The 19,291-nt window shown below is 59.2% G+C and carries 20 protein-coding genes and 1 pseudogene; 7 read left to right on the plus strand and 14 right to left on the minus strand.

Features of this window, described 5'->3' with window-relative positions; translation table 11 throughout:
• Positions 1-150 precede the first annotated feature (150 nt).
• From ASG55_RS25480 to ASG55_RS25505, 6 genes are all read right to left on the minus strand, one after another.
• The gene (locus ASG55_RS25480) at positions 151-891 is read right to left on the minus strand and encodes a hypothetical protein (protein WP_024014801.1); all 741 of its coding nucleotides are present in this window, start codon (positions 889-891) and stop codon (positions 151-153) included.
• Between the two features lie 65 nt (positions 892-956).
• A complete protein-coding gene (locus tag ASG55_RS25485) occupies positions 957-1,337 on the minus strand; it encodes a RidA family protein (RefSeq protein ID WP_014340863.1) in 381 nt (126 codons plus the stop codon).
• Between the two features lie 24 nt (positions 1,338-1,361).
• Positions 1,362-3,467, minus strand: a complete 2,106-nt coding sequence (gene spoT, locus ASG55_RS25490) for a bifunctional GTP diphosphokinase/guanosine-3',5'-bis pyrophosphate 3'-pyrophosphohydrolase (RefSeq protein WP_007920338.1) — start codon at positions 3,465-3,467, stop codon at positions 1,362-1,364.
• A gap of 57 nt (positions 3,468-3,524) precedes the next feature.
• Positions 3,525-3,788 (minus strand): DNA-directed RNA polymerase subunit omega, encoded by a 264-nt coding sequence (rpoZ, locus tag ASG55_RS25495; protein ID WP_008030604.1) that lies wholly within the window; start codon positions 3,786-3,788, stop codon positions 3,525-3,527.
• Between the two features lie 168 nt (positions 3,789-3,956).
• On the minus strand, positions 3,957-4,577 hold the full coding sequence (gmk, locus tag ASG55_RS25500) for a guanylate kinase (protein ID WP_039757364.1): 621 nt from the start codon (positions 4,575-4,577) through the stop codon (positions 3,957-3,959).
• Between the two features lie 12 nt (positions 4,578-4,589).
• A complete protein-coding gene (locus ASG55_RS25505; RefSeq protein ID WP_016770639.1) occupies positions 4,590-5,453 on the minus strand; it encodes a YicC/YloC family endoribonuclease in 864 nt (287 codons plus the stop codon).
• A 268-nt stretch (positions 5,454-5,721) separates the two neighbouring features.
• Here ASG55_RS25505 and rph point away from each other — a divergent pair, with 268 nt between their 5' ends.
• The 3 genes from rph to gltS all read left to right on the plus strand — a co-directional run bounded on the left by rph (position 5,722) and on the right by gltS (position 8,417).
• On the plus strand, positions 5,722-6,444 hold the full coding sequence (rph, locus tag ASG55_RS25510; protein ID WP_027610407.1) for a ribonuclease PH: 723 nt from the start codon (positions 5,722-5,724) through the stop codon (positions 6,442-6,444).
• A 25-nt stretch (positions 6,445-6,469) separates the two neighbouring features.
• On the plus strand, positions 6,470-6,838 hold the full coding sequence (locus ASG55_RS25515; RefSeq protein ID WP_016772541.1) for a DUF4870 domain-containing protein: 369 nt from the start codon (positions 6,470-6,472) through the stop codon (positions 6,836-6,838).
• 370 nt (positions 6,839-7,208) lie between these two features.
• The gene (gene gltS / locus ASG55_RS25520) at positions 7,209-8,417 is read left to right on the plus strand and encodes a sodium/glutamate symporter (protein WP_056791569.1); all 1,209 of its coding nucleotides are present in this window, start codon (positions 7,209-7,211) and stop codon (positions 8,415-8,417) included.
• Between the two features lie 68 nt (positions 8,418-8,485).
• Here the strand turns inward: gltS and ASG55_RS25525 are convergent, their stop codons facing one another.
• Entirely contained in the window at positions 8,486-9,265 is a 780-nt protein-coding gene (locus tag ASG55_RS25525; protein WP_016772543.1) for an exodeoxyribonuclease III, read from the minus strand.
• Between the two features lie 82 nt (positions 9,266-9,347).
• Between ASG55_RS25525 and pyrE the strand changes: the two genes are divergently transcribed.
• A complete protein-coding gene (gene pyrE, locus ASG55_RS25530; RefSeq protein ID WP_056791572.1) occupies positions 9,348-9,992 on the plus strand; it encodes an orotate phosphoribosyltransferase in 645 nt (214 codons plus the stop codon).
• A gap of 102 nt (positions 9,993-10,094) precedes the next feature.
• Here pyrE and ASG55_RS25535 read toward each other — a convergent pair whose 3' ends face one another.
• The 6 genes and pseudogenes from ASG55_RS25535 to coaBC all read right to left on the minus strand — a co-directional run bounded on the left by ASG55_RS25535 (position 10,095) and on the right by coaBC (position 15,771).
• Complete coding sequence (locus ASG55_RS25535; RefSeq protein ID WP_056791575.1) at positions 10,095-10,487, minus strand: hypothetical protein; 393 nt, start codon at positions 10,485-10,487, stop codon at positions 10,095-10,097.
• Positions 10,474-11,046, minus strand: coding sequence for a hypothetical protein (locus tag ASG55_RS25540; RefSeq protein WP_056791578.1), 573 nt, complete (start codon positions 11,044-11,046; stop codon positions 10,474-10,476). Before ASG55_RS25540 ends, ASG55_RS25535 begins: the two co-directional genes overlap by 14 nt.
• A 424-nt stretch (positions 11,047-11,470) precedes the next feature.
• On the minus strand, positions 11,471-12,376 hold the full coding sequence (argB, locus tag ASG55_RS25550; RefSeq protein WP_016772548.1) for an acetylglutamate kinase: 906 nt from the start codon (positions 12,374-12,376) through the stop codon (positions 11,471-11,473).
• Between the two features lie 17 nt (positions 12,377-12,393).
• Positions 12,394-13,797 (minus strand): annotated as a pseudogene (locus tag ASG55_RS25555) (phosphomannomutase/phosphoglucomutase); the annotation flags it as partial.
• 304 nt (positions 13,798-14,101) lie between these two features.
• Entirely contained in the window at positions 14,102-14,557 is a 456-nt protein-coding gene (dut, locus tag ASG55_RS25560) for a dUTP diphosphatase (RefSeq protein ID WP_016772550.1), read from the minus strand.
• A gap of 5 nt (positions 14,558-14,562) precedes the next feature.
• Complete coding sequence (gene coaBC, locus ASG55_RS25565) at positions 14,563-15,771, minus strand: bifunctional phosphopantothenoylcysteine decarboxylase/phosphopantothenate--cysteine ligase CoaBC (RefSeq protein WP_016772551.1); 1,209 nt, start codon at positions 15,769-15,771, stop codon at positions 14,563-14,565.
• A gap of 133 nt (positions 15,772-15,904) precedes the next feature.
• Here coaBC and radC point away from each other — a divergent pair, with 133 nt between their 5' ends.
• Entirely contained in the window at positions 15,905-16,579 is a 675-nt protein-coding gene (radC, locus tag ASG55_RS25570) for a RadC family protein (RefSeq protein WP_056791587.1), read from the plus strand.
• A 145-nt stretch (positions 16,580-16,724) separates the two neighbouring features.
• On the opposite strand, the gene ASG55_RS25575 is transcribed toward radC, so the two are convergent.
• Entirely contained in the window at positions 16,725-18,311 is a 1,587-nt protein-coding gene (locus ASG55_RS25575) for an ABC transporter substrate-binding protein (RefSeq protein ID WP_056791590.1), read from the minus strand.
• A 446-nt stretch (positions 18,312-18,757) separates the two neighbouring features.
• Here ASG55_RS25575 and rpmB point away from each other — a divergent pair, with 446 nt between their 5' ends.
• Complete coding sequence (rpmB, locus tag ASG55_RS25580) at positions 18,758-18,991, plus strand: 50S ribosomal protein L28 (RefSeq protein ID WP_007920377.1); 234 nt, start codon at positions 18,758-18,760, stop codon at positions 18,989-18,991.
• Positions 18,992-19,002: 11 nt separating this feature from the next.
• Entirely contained in the window at positions 19,003-19,158 is a 156-nt protein-coding gene (gene rpmG / locus ASG55_RS25585) for a 50S ribosomal protein L33 (protein ID WP_016772554.1), read from the plus strand.
• Positions 19,159-19,291: the final 133 nt, after the last annotated feature.

The following is a 19,291-nucleotide window of genomic DNA, read 5'->3' on the forward strand; positions in this document are numbered from 1 at the left end:
GCAAGCTGCTGCACTTCGTTTACGGAGTGCTCAAGTCAGGACTGCCATATGACCCGAAACTTGCGCTTGCCCGGTGAGGCTCAAGACGGTATCTACAGGAAAATGCATTCCAAAGTAGGAGCTGCCGAAGGCTGCGATCTTTTCAGCGGGTTACTGTTTTTCCAGCAACCACTTGCGCTCACCCGCGGCAAACTGCGGTTGCTCATCCGCCAGCGCAGCGTTGACTGCTTGCAAAATCTCCAGCTCCTTGCCCTTGCGCACAAAGATCCAGTTATTGCCCTGGCCATTGAGTTGCAGCCACATGCTGTCGTTGCCATTGCTCATCGACGCGCAATCGCCGGCCAGACACAAGGCATAACGGTCAACGCCCGGCAGGCCGGTCACCTGGCCGTCGGCCTGGAACTGCACGGTGCCGCCTTCACCCTGGCCGCTGGCGATGGTCCAGTTGCCGCCCAGGTATGCTGAGTAGAGCGCGCGTTCGAAGCTGGCACCGATTGGCGCGCCTTCCGGCACCGGGATCTGTGCGCGATCGAAGACTTGTTCGGGTTCGTTGTCGCTGGCAGCTTGTTGCAGGCGCCCGCCATCGCGTTTCAGTTCGCTGGCGGAGCTGCCATAGAAGTCGACTTTCCAGGCGCCGGACTCTTCGCCCAGCAGCCGTCCTTCGACGTTCTCAAAACCGTTGGTATAGCGGGCCTGACCGGCCTTGGTGTTGACGTCCCACTCCAGATTCGGGCCGTAAGCCTGCAGCGCTTCACGCAGGGGACCGCCCTTGGCGGCGGCATCGATCGCCACCTGGTTGATCCAGGTGCCGCTGATGTCACGGTCGGCAGGGTCGCTGGCGCAGCCGCCGAGAAACAGGGCGAGCAGCGAGAGAGCTAGCGCTTTGCGCATGGTGAAATCCTTTCAAAACCTTTTCTTGCAGCAGTCGGCGCGGCGTGAAGGCCGCGCCGTGCGCATCACTCGATGACCAGAATGGCATCCATTTCAACCTGCGCACCCTTCGGCAGGGCGGCCACGCCAATGGCGGCGCGGGCAGGGTATGGCTGGTCGAAGTACTTGCCCATGATCTCGTTGACCTTGGCGAAGTGGCTCAGGTCGGTGAGGAAGATGTTCAGTTTGACGATGTCCTTGAACGAACCGCCGGCGGCTTCGGCCACGGCTTTGAGGTTCTCGAAGACCTGGACGGTCTGGGCTTCGAAGCCTTCGACCAGTTCCATGGTTTTCGGGTCCAAAGGAATCTGGCCCGACATGTAAACGGTGTTGCCTGCCTTGATCGCTTGGGAGTAAGTGCCGATGGCGGCCGGGGCCTTGTCGCTGGTGATGACGGTTTTGGTCATGTAGGACTCCTTGTAATAGGCAGGTTATGCGCGCATGCGGGTGATGCGGATCACCCCGGTCAAGGCGCGCAGTTTCTTGATCACGCGGGCCAGGTGCACACGGTCGTGGACGCTGACCACCAACTGCACGACGCTGATGCGGCCATCGCGTTCGTCCATGCTGATTTTCTCGATATTGCCGTCGGCCGCGTTGACGCTGCTGGCCAGCAGGGCGATCAGGCCGCGCTGGTGTTCCAGCTCGACGCGCAACTCGACGTTGAATTCGCCGGTGACATCCTTGGCCCACGAGAGCTGGATGCATTTTTCCGGGTTGTGCCTGATTTCGCTGATGTTGCGGCAGTTATCCAGGTGCACGACCATGCCTTTGCCCGCCGACAGGTGCCCGACAATCGGGTCGCCCGGGATCGGCGTGCAGCATTTGGCGTAGCTGAGCACCAGGCCTTCGGTGCCGCGAATCGCCAGCGGACCTTCCGGGCTCGGCAGCTGCTCGCCTTCGCCAAGCAGGCGACGGGCGACCACGTACGCCATGCGGTTGCCCAGGCCGATGTCTTCGAGCAGGTCTTCGATCAGTTCGAGGCGGTACTCGGTAAGCATTGCTTTGACGCGCTCTGCCGGGATCTTCTCCAGGGAGCTGTCGAACCCGTTGAGCACCTTGTTCAGCAGGCGTTCGCCGAGGCTGATGGACTCGGAGCGGCGCTGCAGTTTCAGTGCATGACGAATATGTGTGCGTGCCTTGCCGGTGACCACGAAGTTGAGCCACGCCGGGTTCGGCCGTGCGCCGGGGGCGCTGACGATTTCGACCGTGGAGCCGCTTTGCAGCGGTTCGGACAGCGGCGCGAGACGACGATTGATCCGGCAGGCGATGCAGCTGTTGCCGACATCGGTGTGCACTGCGTAGGCAAAGTCGACCGCCGTGGAGCCTTTTGGCAGCTCCATGATCCGGCCTTTGGGCGTGAACACGTAGACCTCGTCCGGGAACAGGTCGATCTTCACGCTTTCGATGAATTCCAGCGAGTTGCCGGCGCGTTGCTGCATTTCCAGCACGCCTTTGACCCACTGGCGGGCACGTGCGTGCGTGCCTTTCGGTTGCTCGTCACCGCTGGATTTGTACAGCCAATGGGCGGCGATGCCGTTGTTGGCCATTTCTTCCATTTCGCGGGTGCGGATCTGGATCTCGATCGGTACCCCGTGCATGCCGAACAGGGTGGTGTGCAGCGACTGATAGCCGTTGGCCTTGGGGATCGCGATGTAATCCTTGAAGCGCCCTGGCAACGGTTTGTACAAATTATGCACAGCACCCAATACGCGGTAGCAGGTATCGACCTTGTCGACGATGATCCGGAACGCGTAAACGTCCATGATTTCGTTGAAGGCCCGACGCTTGCCGCGCATTTTCTTGTAGATGCCGTAGAGGTGTTTCTGCCGACCGCTGACTTCGCCCTGGATGCCGTCGATGGCGAGGCAGTGACCGAGGGATTCTTCGATCTTGTTGACGATTTCCTTGCGGTTGCCCCGGGCGCGCTTGACCGCCTGGTAGATCCGCGCGGAACGCATCGGGTGCATGGCCTTGAAGCCGAGGTCTTCGAATTCGATGCGGATCGCGTGCATGCCCAGCCGGTTGGCAATGGGCGCGTAGATCTCGAGAGTTTCCTTGGCGATGCGCCGGCGTTTTTCGCCGGACAGCACTTCCAGCGTGCGCATGTTGTGCAGGCGGTCGGCGAGCTTGACCAGGATCACCCGGATGTCGCGCGCCATGGCCATGGCCATTTTCTGGAAGTTTTCCGCCTGGGCTTCGGCCTTGGTCTCGAAATTCATCTGGGTCAGTTTGCTGACCCCGTCGACCAGTTCGGCCACGGTTTCACCGAACTGCGCTTGCAGCGCTTCCTTGGCGATACCGGTGTCTTCGATCACATCATGCAGCATCGCGGCCATCAGGCTCTGATGGTCCATGTGCATGTCGGCAAGAATATTGGCCACGGCAAGAGGATGCGTGACATACGCCTCGCCGCTGCGACGGCGTTGACCGTCATGGGCTTGTTCGGCGTAGAAATACGCTCGGCGGACCAGGTTGACCTGGTCGTTGCCGAGGTAGGTCGATAAGCGATCGGCGAGGGCGTCTATGCTCGGCATGATGATTCCTGCCGAAAGCTGTGACCCCGCGCCGTGCTACGTCGACCAGGCATAGGCTTAGACGGCCTCGTTCGACTCGTCCTCGAACGCTGCGAACAGCGGTTCATCCTGGACGATTTCCTGCTCGGCGATGAACTCGTAGCTCATCAGGCCTTCAGCAATTTCACGCAGCGCGACAACGGTCGGCTTGTCGTTTTCCCACTGCACCAATGGCTCTTTGCCGCCGGTGGCCAGTTGACGGGCACGCTTGGTAGAGAGCATGACCAGCTCAAAGCGGTTTTCCACGTGTTCTAGGCAGTCTTCAACGGTTACGCGGGCCATGGTATTCCTCGGAGCGAATGCAATATGCGCGCTGCCCGGTTGGGCGAGCGGACTGAGCAGTTTAAAAAATCACCAGCGATTAGGGAAGCGCTGATTTTTTGACCAGACCCTTCAACGCGCTGCAAGCACCAATGTAAAGCGCTTGCAGGCATTTTGGGAAGTGCTGTTTTAGCCGAGCAATTCAGCCAGCAATTTGCCGAAACGCACTTGCTGGCGTTTCTGTTGCAGCTGATTGGCGCGGAAAATCGCTTTCAGATCGTCCAGCGCGTGAGCGAAATCGTCGTTGATGATCAGGTAATCGTAATCGACGTAATGGCTCATCTCGCTGACCGCTTCGCGCATGCGGCCGTCGATGATCTCGTCGCTGTCCTGGCCGCGGTTGGTCAGGCGCTGGTGCAGGGCTTGCAGCGATGGCGGCAGGATGAAGATCGAGCGCGCTTGCGGCATCAGCTTGCGCACTTGCTCGGCGCCTTGCCAGTCGATTTCCAGAATCAGGTCGTGACCTTCGTCCAGAGTCTGTTGCAAACGGCTTTGCGAGGTGCCGTAGAAGTTGCCGAAGACTTCGGCGCGTTCAAGAAAGTCGCCGTGCTCGCCCATCTTCACGAACTCTTCGCGGGTCACGAAATGGTAGTTCACGCCATCCACTTCGCCCGGGCGCATGGCGCGGGTGGTGTGCGAGACCGAAACGCGGATCTCCGGGTCGGCGTCGGTCAACGCCTTGACCAGACTGCTCTTGCCCGCGCCCGATGGCGCGGAAATGATGTACAGGGTGCCGGTGTGTTGGGTCATGTCAGGGTAGCCTTACTCAATATTCTGCACTTGTTCGCGCATCTGCTCGATCAACACCTTGAGGTTGACGGCGGCCTGGGTGCTGCGTGGGTCGAAGGCTTTGGAGCCCAGTGTGTTGGCTTCGCGGTTGAGCTCCTGCATCAGGAAGTCCAGACGCCGCCCGGCGGCACCACCGGACTTGAGCACCCGGCGAACTTCGATGATGTGGGTGCTCAGGCGATCCAGTTCTTCGGCCACGTCGCTTTTTTGCGCGAGGATGACCATTTCCTGTTCCAGGCGCTGCGGGTCGAGCTCGGCCTTCATGTCGGCAAAGCGGTCGAGGACCTTCTGGCGCTGGGTGGCGAGCATCTGCGGCACCAGTTCACGCAGGGTCACCACGTCTTCTTCGATGGAAGTCAGGCGGTCGTTGATCAAGCGAGCCAGCTCCGCGCCTTCGCGCTCGCGACCAGCCTTCAGATCCTTCAAGCCCTGATTGAACAGCGCCAGCGCTTCGGCGTTCAGCGCTTGCGGGTCGGTCGCATCGGCCACCAGCACGCCGGGCCAGGCCAGCACTTCCAGCGGATTCAGCGCAGCAGGATTCTTGATCAGACCGGCAACGGTTTCCGCAGCGGCCACCAGTTGCGCGGCGCGCTCGCGGTCCACTTGCAGCGGTTTGCCAGTGCTTTCTTCGGTGAAGCGCAGCGTGCATTCCAGTTTGCCCCGCGACAGACCCTGACGCAGCGCTTCACGCACGGCGCCTTCGAGGTCGCGAAACGATTCGGGCAAGCGCAGGTGCGGTTCCAGATAGCGGCTGTTGACCGAGCGCAGTTCCCAGCTCAGGGTGCCCTGAACGCCGGCTTTCTCGACGCGGGCGAAGGCGGTCATGCTGTGCACCATGGCGGTGACCTCGCAATGCAGATCGGCGCGAAACGCTGTTTCGCAGGCGCGATTTCAATGAATTTAAGCCGACTGGCAGCAAAGGCGCAGGATTGTAGCGCAGTGCGGCGAATGCGCCCAAACACACGGTGTGACAAAGCGCTGCAGCCCGTCGGTTATGCGCGCTTGAGGGGCTTCGGTCGTCGGCCGGCGGTTTTAACCAGTGCCCACTCGCGGTGCAGCGCTCTATAATGCTCGGCAGTTTTCCGTCCTCAGTACAGGTATCCCTATGAAACGTCCAAGTGGTCGCGCTGCCGATCAGCTCCGCTCGATCCGCATCACCCGCAACTACACCAAACACGCCGAGGGATCCGTACTGGTCGAATTCGGTGATACCAAAGTCATCTGCACCGTCAGCGTCGAAAATGGCGTGCCGCGCTTCCTCAAAGGCCAGGGCCAGGGCTGGTTGACTGCCGAGTACGGCATGCTGCCGCGCGCCACCGGTGAGCGTAACCAGCGTGAGGCCAGCCGTGGCAAGCAGGGCGGTCGTACTCTCGAAATCCAGCGTCTGATCGGCCGCTCCCTGCGCGCGGCGCTGGATATGTCCAAGCTTGGCGACGTGACCCTGTATGTCGATTGCGACGTGATCCAGGCCGATGGCGGTACTCGCACCGCGTCCATCACCGGCGCCATGGTTGCGCTGGTCGATGCCCTGAAAGTGATCAAGAAGCGCGGCGGCCTGAAAGGCGGTGACCCGCTCAAGCAGATGATCGGTGCAGTCTCGGTGGGCATGTACCAGGGCGAGCCGGTGCTGGATCTGGACTATCTTGAAGATTCCGCTGCTGAAACCGACCTGAACGTAGTGATGACCAGCACCGGCGGTTTCATCGAAGTGCAGGGCACTGCTGAAGGCGCGCCGTTCCAGCCTGAAGACTTGAACGCCATGCTGGAACTGGCGAAGAAAGGCATGAACGAGATCTTCGAACTGCAGAAGGCTGCACTGGCCGACTGAGGTTTTCGATCACAAGGAGGACATGATGAGTGACGAGCAAGAGTTGCTGCCCAAACCGAGCCAGGAGGTTCGCCAGTGGGCAATGTTCTGTCACCTGTCCGCCTTGCTGGGGATCTGGATTCCGTTCGGCAATCTGATCGGGCCGTTGATCCTATGGCAGATGAAGCGCGAGAAAGACCCTTTTATCGATGCACAGGGCAAAGAGGCGTTGAATTTTCAGATCACGGTGGCGATAGCCTCAATGATCTGCTTCCTGCTCATGCTGCTGATCATTGGTTTCTTCCTGTTTGGTTTGTTGGCGATCGCCGCACTGGTCCTGACGATCATTGCAGGGGTCAAAGCCAACGAAGGTTTCCCATACAGATATCCGTTTACCTGGCGATTGATCAAGTGAAAGTCTGTTGTATCGCAATATGAAAATACCCCGACTTATCGGGGTATTTTTATTTGTGCAACTTAATAATTGGTTTTTGTTGTAGGACTAGTCTGTTAACGATGTGCGGTTTGGCATTTATTTGCTGATGTTCCTCTATTACATCTTTGGTCACAACTGATCGGTCCAGTGCTTATTCCCGTTCTTGTTATTGGCGCGAGCTGGTTGTTAAAGTTGCCCGATGTAATGTTTCGGTTGAAACATTCCGATATGTTCAAGCCATCGATGGTACTTGAATTCCCCAGTAATCAGTGTTGAGAAAATCAGCCGGTTCACCCGTCGAGCCCAGGTAAACGCTCGCCTCGTGAATACTTAGCCAAGAATAATCCACATGATTGAGCTCGATTTCTACGGCACGCTCGTGGCCGCTTCTTTAGTACTGCTGCTCGGACGCGGACTTGTTACGCGTGTCGGCTTTCTGCGAAGTTACAATATTCCTGAACCGGTAGCAGGCGGCCTTGTGGTTGCCGTGCTCCTGTTGATATTGCGCACTTTCGACATTGAAGTCCGCTTCGATACATCATTGCAAACCCCCCTGATGTTGGCTTTCTTTGCCACCATTGGCTTGAGTGCTGACCTTGCCAGCCTGAAGAAGGGCGGCCGCATTGTCGGTATCTTCCTGCTGGCGGTCATTGGCTTGCTGGTGGTGCAGAACGCCATGGGCATCGGGTTGGCAACCCTGCTCGGGCTCGACCCTTTGATGGGCTTGCTGACGGGCTCGATCACGCTGGCCGGCGGCCACGGCACTGGCGCTGCATGGGGCGCGGTGTTCAGCGAGAAATATGGCCTGGCGTCGGCTTCAGAGCTGGCGCTGGCCTCAGCGACGTTCGGTCTGGTGCTGGGTGGTCTGATCGGTGGGCCCGTTGCCCGGTTGCTGATCAAGCGCGTGCAAGTGCCGGGTTGCAATCCGCAACAAGCGCCGCGACTGCCAAGAGGTTTTGAACAGCCAAACAAGGAACGCTCAATCACGCCGTTTTCGTTCGTCGAGACGCTGGCGCTGATTGCCGTCAGCCTGCTCGCTGGCAACCTTCTGAATGGCGTTCTGCATGGCACTGCGTTCGAACTGCCGACGTTTGTTTGCGTGCTGTTTGTAGGTGTGGTGTTGCGCAACAGTCTGTCAGCACTTGGCTTGTATCAGGTGTTCGAGCGTGAAGTTTCCGTGCTCGGCAATGTCAGCCTCTCGCTGTTTCTGGCGATCGCGCTGATGTCGCTGAAGCTTTGGGATCTGGCGGCGTTGGCATTGCCGATCTTCATCATTCTGGCCGTGCAGGCGCTGGTCATGGCGCTGTTCGCGATTTTCGTAACGTTTCGGGTGATGGGCAGCAACTATGATGCCGCCGTACTCGCTGCGGGACACTGCGGCTTTGGGCTGGGTGCCACGCCTACGGCCATTGCCAACATGCAAGCGGTGACGCAGCGCTATGGCCCTTCGCAAATCGCGTTTCTGGTGGTGCCGATGGTAGGAGCGTTCTTCATCGATATCGTTAACGTCATCGTGATCAAGCTGTACCTGGCCTTGCCATTCTTCGCTGCGGTTTAGGAAGCACGGCGCATAAAAAATGCCCGCATCTCACGATGCGGGCATTTTCTTTGGCTGCGATACGACGCTTAGATGGTCAGCGTCCAGTCGTAGTCGACGATCAACGGCGCGTGCTGCGAAAACCGTGGCTGACGCGGCAGGCGTGCACTGCGCACCGAGCGACGCAGGCCCGGGGTCAGGATCTGATAATCGAAACGCCAGCCCAGATTGAGCATCTCGGCCTGTTCGTTATCCGGCCACCAGCTGTACTGATCGCCTTCTCGGCTGACTTCGCGCAGCGCATCGACATAGCCCATGTTGCCGACAATCTCGTCCATCCAGGCGCGTTCCGGCGCCAGGAAGCCTGGAGATTGCTGGCTGTCGCGCCAGTTCTTGATGTCGAGTTTCTGCTGCGCAACGTACAGCGAGCCACAATAAATGTACTCGCGACGTTTGCGTCGCTGTTTGTCCAGGTACTTGCCGAAATCGTCCATGAGCTTGAACTTCTGGTTCAAGTCCTCATCGCCGTTCATCCCCGAAGGAAACAGCAAGGTGGCAATACTGACTTTGTCGAAATCTGCTTGCAGGTAGCGCCCGTAGCGGTCGGCCGTCTCGAAACCGAGACCGCTGATGACAGCCTTCGGTTGCAACCGCGAATACAAAGCCACGCCGCCTTGGGCAGGGACTTCAGCATCGCAGGCATAAAGGAAGTAGCCATCCAGTTGGAAGGCTGGGTCATCCAGTTCAAAGGCGGAGGCACGGGTGTCCTGCAGGCAGATGACGTCGGCATTCTGGGCTTGCAGCCAACTGAGCAAACCGCGCTCGACTGCCGCCTGAATACCATTGACGTTCACACTGATGATCCGCATAAATGGCCCCAAAAATCGCGTGCGTGTATGATACACGGCGTCAAGCTAATTAGCTAAATCCGTGGTATTTGGGGTTTTTTTCATGCAAGCGTATCAGCGCGATTTCATTCGTTTTGCCATCGATCGCGGCGTTTTGCGCTTCGGTGAGTTCACCCTGAAGTCCGGGCGCACCAGTCCCTACTTCTTCAATGCCGGCCTGTTCAATTCGGGTTCGGCCCTTGCCCAGCTGGGACGTTTCTACGCTGCGGCCATCACCGAGAGCGGCATCCCCTTCGACGTTCTGTTTGGCCCGGCTTATAAAGGTATTCCGCTGGCGGCCACGACCGCCGTTGCGCTGGCCGAGCATCACGATCGTGATCTGCCGTGGTGCTTCAACCGTAAGGAAGCCAAGGCCCACGGCGAGGGCGGCAGCCTGGTTGGCGCGCCGCTGACTGGCGAAGTCTTGATCATCGACGACGTGATCACCGCCGGCACCGCCATTCGTGAAGTGATGCAGATCATCGCTTCCCAAGACGGCGCCAAAGCCGCCGGTGTGCTGATCGCGCTGAACCGCCAGGAGCGTGGCAACGGCGAATTGTCGGCCATCCAGGAAGTCGAGCGTGACTTCGGCATTCCGGTGATCAGCATCGTCTCGCTGAATCAGGTGTTGGAGTTCCTCGCCGACGATCCGCAGCTCAAGCAACACCTCCCAGCCGTGGAAGCGTACCGCGCCCAATTTGGCGTGTGATACGCACCTGTAGGAGCTGCCGAAGGCTGCGATCTTTTGATCTTGTTTTTCAGGATCAAGATCAAAAGATCGTCCGATCGCGGCCCGAGCCTTCGGCAGCTCCTACAGTGGTCTACGCAGTTTTTGCCATTTGATCAGCAGTCTCAGCGCCAGTCCCGCATTGACCAGCGCAAACACCAGCAGCGCTACAACCACCATCACGTACAAAGTGCGATCCACATCGAAATCCCACAAATCCAGCGTGCTGCTGTCGATGATGCTAACCGCAGCCGGCAAGTTGACGTAAAACAGCGCCACAAACGCGCACGTCAATGGCAATGCTCGCCAGTAGAAAGCTGCCATCACGTTGTCTCGACTGCGCTTGCGGGCCTGCGAACCTTTTTGAAATTCATCTTCAGCCAGCGCTTCATTGAGCGCCGGCCACGCCAGATTGAACATGAACGTGGTCAGGGTCAGCAGCAAGCCACTGACCGCGACGATGTCACTGAACGGCATTCAGACCCAGCGTTGCGCAGAGCAATGCGTGGGAATCTTCGCTGATCTCGAATTGCCCGGCGCTGCCCTTGCGTTTGGTGATGGGTTTGAAGGTCGGCTCGTTCTGGGTGATGAGCATGTTCAATTCATCGCGAATCACATCCGAGCTGATCACCACCAGAAACACGTTCTGCGCGTGTTCGGCGGAAACGATGACGGCGCGCATGCTGTGCTGCAGGATGTCGTCGAGCTGATTGCGAAAACGCGAAACGGTGTTCTTCAGCAGGGTTTTGCTTTGGCTCTGGGTCAGTTGAAAGATCGTCGAGATCTGCGATTCGGTCGGCAGGGTTTGCCCGAAGTAACTCTGAATGAGATACAGCAGGCGATCCTGCTTGGCTTCGTCGGCCCGGCTGGGCATGCCGCCCTCGACCAGCATTTTCAGGTATTCGGTCAGGCTGGCTTTGGCGATGCGCTCCAGCGCATGGGCGATTTCCGCATCGCCGATGCGCAAGGTCTTTTTCACCGGTTCCTTCTGTTCCTGCTCGAAAGCATCGGCGTCGATCGTGAACGAGATCTGCATGAGTCGCCGCTCCGGTTATTTGTCGCTGGCGGCTGGGTAGGGATCCTGGGGTGCATCTCCTTGGCCGGTGAGCACTTTCCAGCCCTTGAGTGGGTGAGAGGCTTCGGTGAAGTCAGGGCAGGGCGGCATCGAAGTCTGCGAAGGGGCTGAATACTCTCGGCCGCAGTCCACGCAGGCGTAAGTGCCAGCCGAAATGTCACTGCCGTAAGGAACGCTGTTTTTTTGCATGGGAAGATCTCCGTTGGATGAGGGGAAGATCCTATGGAGATTTGTTCTGGAGGGATGTCGGACGTTTCGCTGTGTCGAGTCAGGCGTTTCCTGCGCGCACAAAAAAGATCGCAGCCTTCGTCAGCTCCTACAGAAATTTCGCATCAACGAAATTTGCAGGCGCTGCCGCAGATTGCGATCTCCGGTGTATCAGCGATCAAGGACGCTTGCGATTGCTGATCAGCGTACCCACGCCAGTATCAGTGAAGATTTCCAGCAGAATCGCGTTCGGCACACGACCGTCGATGATCAACGAACTACCTACGCCACCCTGAACCGCTTCCAGTGCGCAGCGGATCTTCGGCAGCATGCCGCCGTAGATCGTGCCATCGGCGATCAGGTCGTCGACCTGCTGCGTGCTCAGGCCGGTCAGCACGGTGCCCGACTTGTCCATCAGGCCGGCAATGTTGGTCAGCAGCATCAGCTTTTCAGCTTTCAGTGCTTCGGCAACCTTGCCCGCCACCAGGTCGGCGTTGATGTTGTACGACTCGCCGTTCTCACCGACGCCAATCGGCGCAATGACCGGGATGAAGTTGCCTTTGACCAGCAGATTCAACAGCTCGGTATTGATGCCGACGACTTCGCCGACGTGGCCGATGTCGATGATTTCCGGCTGGGTCATCTCCGGGGTCTGGCGGGAGACGGTGAGCTTCTTCGCCCGGATCAGCCCGGCATCCTTACCGGTCAGGCCGATGGCGCTGCCGCCATGGCGGTTGATCAGGTTGACGATGCTCTTGTTGACCTGACCGCCAAGGACCATTTCCACCACGTCCATGGTCGCCGCGTCGGTAACGCGCATGCCGTCGACGAAGTGGCTTTCGATCGACAGGCGCTTGAGCAGATCACCGATCTGCGGGCCGCCACCGTGCACCACCACCGGGTTGATGCCCACGGCTTTCATCAGCACGATGTCGCGGGCGAAGCCGGTTTTCAGCTCCTCGCTTTCCATCGCGTTGCCGCCGTATTTGATCACCAGGGTCTTGCCGACATAGCGTCGGATGTAAGGCAGCGCTTCGGACAGGACCTTGGCAGTGTTGGCGGCGGCTTCGCGTTCGAGGGTCATTCAGGGCTCCGGGTGGATCAGAACGGTAGTTGGAGATCAGGTGCAACGCGTTTCAGTTGGGCGTGGAACACATCCTTGATGCGCTGCAATTCAGCCTCGTCATCGGCCTCGAAGCGCAGCACCAGCACCGGTGTGGTGTTGGATGCGCGCACCAGGCCCCAGCCTTTGGCGTAATCGACACGCACGCCGTCGATGGTGGTCAGGTCGGCGCCTTCGCCCCACTGAGCATCGTGCAGTGCATCAATGATGCTGAATTTGCTCTCTTCGGTCACATGGATATTGATTTCCGGCGTGGAAATATCGTTCGGGAAGGTCGCAAACAGCTCTTCCGCGGTGGATTTTTCCTTGCTGAGGATCTCCAGCAGACGTGCGGCGCTGTAGATGCCGTCGTCGAAACCGAACCAGCGTTCCTTGAAGAAGATGTGCCCGCTCATTTCGCCGGCCAACAGCGCGCCGGATTGTTTCATTTTCTTTTTGATCAACGAGTGACCGGTCTTCCACATTAGCGGCCGACCGCCGTATTCCTTGATCAATGGCACCAGGCGACGGGTGCATTTGACGTCGAAGATGATTTCCGCGTCCGGGTTACGCGCCACTACGTCGCGAGCGAACAGCATCAGCAGACGATCCGGGTAGACGATACTGCCGGTGTTGGTCACCACGCCAACGCGGTCGCCGTCACCGTCGAAGGCCAGGCCGATATCGGCGTTGGTCTCTTTGACTTTGGCAATCAGGTCTACGAGGTTTTCCGGTTTGCCCGGATCCGGGTGATGGTTCGGGAAGTTGCCGTCGACTTCGCAGAACAGCGGGATGACTTCGCAGTTCAGCGCTTCGATCAGTTGCGGGGCGATCACGCCGGCCGCGCCGTTGCCGCAGTCGACCACGACTTTCAGGCGGCGGGCCAGTTTGATGTCCTGGACGATTTCGGTGTTGTAGCGGTCGAGGATTTCGACCTGAGTGACGCTGCCCTGGCCGCTGCTCAGGTCATTGTTCTTGATGCGCTCGTGGAGCACCTGAATCTGCTCGTTGGCGAGGGTGTCGCCGGCGATGACGATTTTGAAGCCGTTGTAGTTCGACGGATTGTGGCTACCGGTGAGCATCACCCCGGACTTGCCGGCCAGCACATTGGCGGCGTAGTACAGTGCCGGCGTTGGCACCAGGCCGACATCGCTGACGTGGCAACCGCTCTCGGCGATGCCGCGAATGAGTTCCGCGACCAGCTCCGGGCCTGACAGGCGACCGTCACGACCGACCGACACGTTCGGTTCACCCTGGGCCAGGCTCTGCGAGCCGATGGCGCGACCGATCCAGTAGGCGGTTTCACCGTTGAGGAATTCCGGCACGGTGCCACGAATGTCGTAGGCGCGGAAAATGCTGTCAGGCAGCGTCGGGGCGATCTTGGCGGGGGTGCTCATTTGTGGACATGCTCCATCTCGAAAAGGGCGGGACAGACCGGCGAATGATTCGACGGCAGGCTCAAACTGAAGGGTATGACGGCGTTTTCCACAGAGAGTTCGTGCTATGAAAGGGCCATGACGCCTCGCCTGGCGTGGCTTTCGGCTGGCAAAACCTTGATTTACGGTGTTAATACCTGCCGCCGATGTAGCGCATTTTTTGTGGCGAGGGAATTTATCCCCGATGGGCTGCGCAGCAGACCCAAAATCTTGGGGGCCGCTTCGCAGCCCATCGGGGATAAATCCCCTCACCGCAATAATTTCTATTCGGTTATTTGGTGCCGGTATGGCCAAAACCACCGGTACCGCGCTCGGTCTCGACAAACTCTTCAACCATTTCGAAATGCGCCTGCACCACCGGTACCAGCACCAATTGCGCCAGGCGTTCGCCGACGGTCATGGTGAAGTCGCTCTGGCCGCGGTTCCAGCAGGAGACCATCAGCGGGCCCTGGTAATCGGAGTCGATCAGGCCGACCAGATTGCCCAGCACGATGCCGTGTTTGTGGCCCATGCCCGAGCGCGGCAGGATCAGCGCGGCGAGATTCGGGTCGCCGATGTACACCGACAGGCCGGTGGGAATCAGCACGGTTTCACCCGGTTTGATCACGATGTCCTGTTCCAGCATGGCGCGCAGGTCGAGGCCGGCGGAGCCCGGTGTGGCGTATTGCGGCAGCGGGAATTCGGTACCGATGCGTGGATCGAGGATCTTGGCTTGCAAAGCGTGCATGTAAATTAAACCTGGTTCAGACGTTCGGCGATAAAAGTGACCAGTTGGCGAGCGATCTTGCTCTTGCTGGTCTGGGCGAAAACCGTGGCGTGCAGCTCACGGTCGATGACGCTGCAGGCGTTTTCTTCGCTGTTGAAACCGATGCTCGGGTTGGCGACGTCGTTGGCGACGATCAGATCGAGATTCTTGTCCTTCAGCTTGCGTGCAGCGTAGTCGAGCAGGTGTTCGGTTTCGGCGGCGAAGCCGACACTGAACGGACGGTCGGGACGGGTCGCGATAGTGGCAAGGATGTCCGGGTTGCGCACCATTTGCAGGACGAAGCCGTCACCGCTCGTAGGATCTTTCTTGAGTTTATGCGGGGCGACGACTTCGGGGCGGTAGTCCGCCACCGCTGCCGACGAGATGAACACGTCGCAAGGCATGGCCGATTCGCAGGCGGCGAGCATGTCGCGGGCGCTGACCACATCGATCCGCGTCACGCGATCAGGCGTCGGCAAGTGCACCGGGCCGCTGATCAAAGTGACACGGGCGCCGGCTTCCACGGCTGCTTCGGCGAGGGCAAAACCCATTTTGCCGGAGCTGTGGTTGGTGATGTAGCGCACCGGGTCGATGTTTTCCTGAGTCGGGCCGGCGGTGATCACCACATGCTTGCCGGTCAGGGCCTGGCGCTGGAAGCAATCAGCGGCGAGCAGGGCCAGATCGGTGGCCTCCATCATGCGGCCCATGCCGACGTCGCCGCAGGCCTGGCTGCCCGAGGCCGGGCCGAAAGTCTTCAGGCCACGGCTTTCCAGCAGTTGCAGGTTGGCCTGGGTCGCCGGGTCGCGCCACATCGCCTGATTCATCGCTGGCGCGACAGCAACCACGGCGTCGGTGGCCAGCACCAACGTTGTCAGCAGATCGTTGGCAATGCCTTGGGCCAGGCGGGCGATCAGGTCGGCAGTGGCCGGGGCGATCAGCACCAGATCGGCCCATTTCGCCAGCTCGATATGACCCATGGCGGCTTCGGCGGCAGGGTCGAGCAAGTCGAGGTGAACCGGGTGGCCCGACAGGGCCTGCATGGTCAGCGGGGTGATGAATTCGGCGCCGCCATGGGTCATGACCACGCGCACTTCGGCACCCTGGTCGATCAGGCGGCGAACCAGATCGGCGCTCTTGTAGGCCGCAATGCCGCCGCCGACGCCCAGAACGATGCGTTTCCGATACAGCCGCTGCATAGGTCTGCCTTTCATTTCGTTGATGACGGCGGCGCGATACCCCTCCCCAGGGTTGAATCGACCGCCAAAAAGATGGGCTACGATATCACAGCGACCGCTACGGAACAGCGGCGCCCACAGACAAGGAGGTGCTATGAGTATTCGCGATTGGCCGGCGGCGGAACGGCCTCGGGAAAGGCTGTTGGAACACGGCGCAGGGAGTCTTTCGGACGCTGAGTTGTTGGCGATTTTTCTGCGCACCGGATTGCCCGGAAAAAGCGCTGTGGACCTCGCCAGACATCTGCTGACGCAATTCGGTGGCCTGCGTTTGCTGCTCGAGGCCGATCAGGACGCATTCAGCAAACAACTGGGCCTCGGCCCCGCCAAGTTCGCGCAGCTGCAAGCCGCGCAGGAAATGAGCAAGCGCCATCTGGCCGAGCGTTCACGACAGAAACCGGCACTGGAGAACCCTCAGGTCGTCCGCGATTACCTCAAGGCGATGCTGCGGCATGAGCCGCACGAGGTGTTCGGCTGCCTGTTTCTCGATTCGAAACATCAGGTGCTGAATTTCGAGGCGCTGTTTCGCGGCTCGATCGACAACACCAGCGTGCATCCTCGGGAGGTGGTGAAGCGCGCGCTGGCGAATAACGCCGCAGCGGTGATCCTTTGTCACAACCATCCGTCCGGCAACACCGATCCTAGTCAGGCCGATCGGCTGCTGACCAAGCGCCTGCAGAAAGCGCTGGAGCTGATTGACGTGCGAGTGCTCGATCACTTCATCATCGGCGACGGCGAACCGCTGTCGATGGCGGAGTGTGGCTGGATGTAGTTCTCGGCGCCGATTCTGGACCTTGTGGGAGCGAGCCTGCTCGCGAAGGCGTGTTATCAGTCAGCATCATTGTTTGCTGAATGACCGCTTTCGCGAGCGGGCTCGCTCCCACAGATTGTTTCCATCCACCGGTGTGTCAGGCAGGTTATTTGAGGCTGACCTTGGAATAATCCTGGCGGCCGAACGGGCTGACGGAATAACCCTGAACATCCTTGCGCGTCAAAGCGTAGGCCGTCGGGTGCGCCAGTGGCAGCCACAATGCCTGCTGCTGGATCTGCGCTTGTGCCTGCTCATACAGCTTGGTGCGCACGCCTTGCTCGCTGGTGGTCTTGCCGGCGCTGATCAGCTTGTCCAGATCGGCGTTGCAGTACCGCGCGAAGTTGGTCCCGGACTTCACTGCTGCGCAGGAAAACTGCGGAGTGAGGAAGTTGTCCGGGTCGCCGTTGTCACCGGCCCAGCCCATGAACAGCAGATCATGTTCGCCGGCCTTGGCGCGACGAATCAGCTCGCCCCATTCGATCACACGAATTTCTGCCTGGATGCCGATCTCGGCCAGATCCGACTGCAGCATCTGCGCGCCGAGGCTTGGGTTCGGGTTGAGCAGGCTGCCCGATGGCCGCGTCCAGATCGTGGTCTGGAAGCCGTCCTTCAAGCCGGCCTTGGCCAGCAGCGCCTTGGCCTTGGCCACGTCGTGCGGATAGCCCGGCAGGTTCTTGGCATAGCTCCAGGTGTTCGGTGGGTATGGCCCATTGGCTGCCTCGGCGGTGTCTTCGAACACGGCTTTGATGTAGTTGGCCTTGTCGAAAGCGAGGTTGATCGCCTGGCGCACTTCCGGCTTGTCCAGCGGCGGATGCTGGCTGTTAATGCCCACGAAAGCGGTCATGAACGCGTCAGTCTTTTCGACTTTCAGCGTCGGTTCCTTCAGCGCGGCCTGTACATCCAATGGTTTCGGCGACAGGGCGATCTGGCATTCATTGCGCCGCAGCTTTTGCAGGCGCACGTTGGCGTCCGGCGTGATGGCGAAGATCAACGGGTCGACGGCAGGCTTGCCACGGAAATAGTCCGGATTGGCCTTGTAGCGAATCGCTGCATCTTTTTGGAAGCGATTGAACACGAACGGGCCGGTGCCGATCGGCTGGCTGTTGAGTTTGTCGGTGGCGCCGGCCTTCATCAGTTTGTCGGCGTATTCGGCGGAATAGATCGAGGCGAAGCCCATGCTCAGGGTCGCGAGGAAGGTCGAATCCGGATGATCAAGCGTGAAACGCACGGTGAGCGGGTCAAGGGCGTCGATCTTCTTGATCAGGGTTGGCAGTTGCATCGACTGCGCATGGGGGAAGCCGCTCTGGGCGACTTTGTGCCACGGGTTGGCCGGGTCGAGCATGCGGTCGAAGCTGAATTTTACGTCTTCGGCACTCAGCTCGCGGCTCGGCTTGAAGTAATCGGTTGTGTGAAATTTCACCTGCGGGTGCAGTTTGAACACATAGGTGAGGCCGTCGGTGCTGACTTCCCAGCTGTCGGCAAGGCTCGGAATGACCTTGCCGCTGGCGGTGTCGAAATCCACCAGGCGGTTCATCAATACGTCAGCCGAAGCATTGGTGGTGGTCAGTGAGTTGTACTGCACCACGTCGAACCCTTCAGGGCTGGCCTCGGTGCACACGCTCAACGCGGCGGCCTGGGCAAGGGGGCTCAGCAGGAGCGGGGCGAGCAACAGGGGTAGGGCAGCGAGGCGCATGGTCGGTTTCCTTTACAGATCGAAGGCCCATCTGCAAGTGCAGTCTGGAAAAGTCCTACCCTAGAGCTCTGAATTGCAAATGACTATCCCCTTTTTGCATTTTCAGGCGCACTCTTGCGCGGTTTCGAGCGTGGGCAGGGGGATGAAAAGTCTGAATCGCCTGTAGGACGGGATTTCTGCGACGAGTGGTCAAAACTGGCCGCAGCCTTTGTCCAAGGCGTCTGCGGCGGAAAAAATCGCCCTTTTGCCGATTGATTGCACACCGATTGTTGTTGCACCCCGGTCTTTCTGGTATAAAGCAGCGCTCTTTTCTAGGGGCCCGGTTCCTTCACTGTAGGTGTAGCCGGTAAGACCTCTAAAGAAACGCGGCGCCTGGCGCCAAATGACTGAGAGATTAAGCGGCCAACCCATGCCGGGTTGGGCATGTGGTTTTAGAGGGCTGAGGCATGTCGAGAGTATGTCAAGTTACCGGTAAGGGTCCGGTGACTGGGAATAACATTTCCCACGCAAACAACAAAACCCGTCGTCGTTTCCTGCCGAACCTGCAGCATCACCGCTTCTGGGTTGAAGAAGAGAAACGTTTTGTGCGTCTGCGCGTATCTGCCAAAGGCATGCGTATCATCGACAAGCGTGGCATCACTGTCGTGCTCGCCGAACTTCGCCGCGATGGCAAGATTTAAGGGAGCTAATCATGCGTGAATTGATTCGTTTGATCTCGAGCGCCGGTACTGGTCACTTCTACACTACCGACAAGAACAAGCGTACTACCCCGGACAAAATCGAGATCAAGAAATATGATCCGGTTGTTCGCAAGCACGTGATGTACAAGGAAGGCAAAATCAAGTAATTGATTTTTCCTGACTGCGAAAAAGGCCCGTATCGTGAGATACGGGCCTTTTTTTTGCCTTGGATTCTGCGGTGACCGGTTGGGCCTTATCGCTGGCAAGCCAGCTCCCACATTGATTGCCGGTCTTCACAGA

It is taken from the genome of Pseudomonas sp. Leaf434 (assembly GCF_001425545.1).
In the GTDB taxonomy this organism is placed as follows: Bacteria; Pseudomonadota; Gammaproteobacteria; order Pseudomonadales; family Pseudomonadaceae; genus Aquipseudomonas; species Aquipseudomonas siliginis.

Excerpts from the sequence above, each read along its gene's own strand:
- pyrE (WP_056791572.1), top strand. The coding sequence starts at position 9,348 with ATGCAAGCGTATCAGCGCGATTTCATTCGTTTTGCCATCGATCGCGGC.
- ASG55_RS25525 (WP_016772543.1), bottom strand. The coding sequence starts at position 9,265 with ATGCGGATCATCAGTGTGAACGTCAATGGTATTCAGGCGGCAGTCGAG.
- argB (WP_016772548.1), bottom strand. The coding sequence starts at position 12,376 with ATGACCCTCGAACGCGAAGCCGCCGCCAACACTGCCAAGGTCCTGTCC.
- ASG55_RS25540 (WP_056791578.1), bottom strand. The coding sequence starts at position 11,046 with ATGCAGATCTCGTTCACGATCGACGCCGATGCTTTCGAGCAGGAACAG.
- ASG55_RS25535 (WP_056791575.1), bottom strand. The coding sequence starts at position 10,487 with ATGCCGTTCAGTGACATCGTCGCGGTCAGTGGCTTGCTGCTGACCCTG.
- ASG55_RS25485 (WP_014340863.1), bottom strand. The coding sequence starts at position 1,337 with ATGACCAAAACCGTCATCACCAGCGACAAGGCCCCGGCCGCCATCGGC.
- ASG55_RS25505 (WP_016770639.1), bottom strand. The coding sequence starts at position 5,453 with ATGGTGCACAGCATGACCGCCTTCGCCCGCGTCGAGAAAGCCGGCGTT.
- rpmB (WP_007920377.1), top strand. The coding sequence starts at position 18,758 with ATGTCGAGAGTATGTCAAGTTACCGGTAAGGGTCCGGTGACTGGGAAT.
- spoT (WP_007920338.1), bottom strand. The coding sequence starts at position 3,467 with ATGCCGAGCATAGACGCCCTCGCCGATCGCTTATCGACCTACCTCGGC.
- dut (WP_016772550.1), bottom strand. The coding sequence starts at position 14,557 with ATGCACGCTTTGCAAGCCAAGATCCTCGATCCACGCATCGGTACCGAA.
- ASG55_RS25480 (WP_024014801.1), bottom strand. The coding sequence starts at position 891 with ATGCGCAAAGCGCTAGCTCTCTCGCTGCTCGCCCTGTTTCTCGGCGGC.
- rph (WP_027610407.1), top strand. The coding sequence starts at position 5,722 with ATGAAACGTCCAAGTGGTCGCGCTGCCGATCAGCTCCGCTCGATCCGC.
- rpmG (WP_016772554.1), top strand. The coding sequence starts at position 19,003 with ATGCGTGAATTGATTCGTTTGATCTCGAGCGCCGGTACTGGTCACTTC.
- ASG55_RS25575 (WP_056791590.1), bottom strand. The coding sequence starts at position 18,311 with ATGCGCCTCGCTGCCCTACCCCTGTTGCTCGCCCCGCTCCTGCTGAGC.
- radC (WP_056791587.1), top strand. The coding sequence starts at position 15,905 with ATGAGTATTCGCGATTGGCCGGCGGCGGAACGGCCTCGGGAAAGGCTG.
- coaBC (WP_016772551.1), bottom strand. The coding sequence starts at position 15,771 with ATGCAGCGGCTGTATCGGAAACGCATCGTTCTGGGCGTCGGCGGCGGC.
- gmk (WP_039757364.1), bottom strand. The coding sequence starts at position 4,577 with ATGACCCAACACACCGGCACCCTGTACATCATTTCCGCGCCATCGGGC.
- rpoZ (WP_008030604.1), bottom strand. The coding sequence starts at position 3,788 with ATGGCCCGCGTAACCGTTGAAGACTGCCTAGAACACGTGGAAAACCGC.
- ASG55_RS25515 (WP_016772541.1), top strand. The coding sequence starts at position 6,470 with ATGAGTGACGAGCAAGAGTTGCTGCCCAAACCGAGCCAGGAGGTTCGC.
- gltS (WP_056791569.1), top strand. The coding sequence starts at position 7,209 with ATGATTGAGCTCGATTTCTACGGCACGCTCGTGGCCGCTTCTTTAGTA.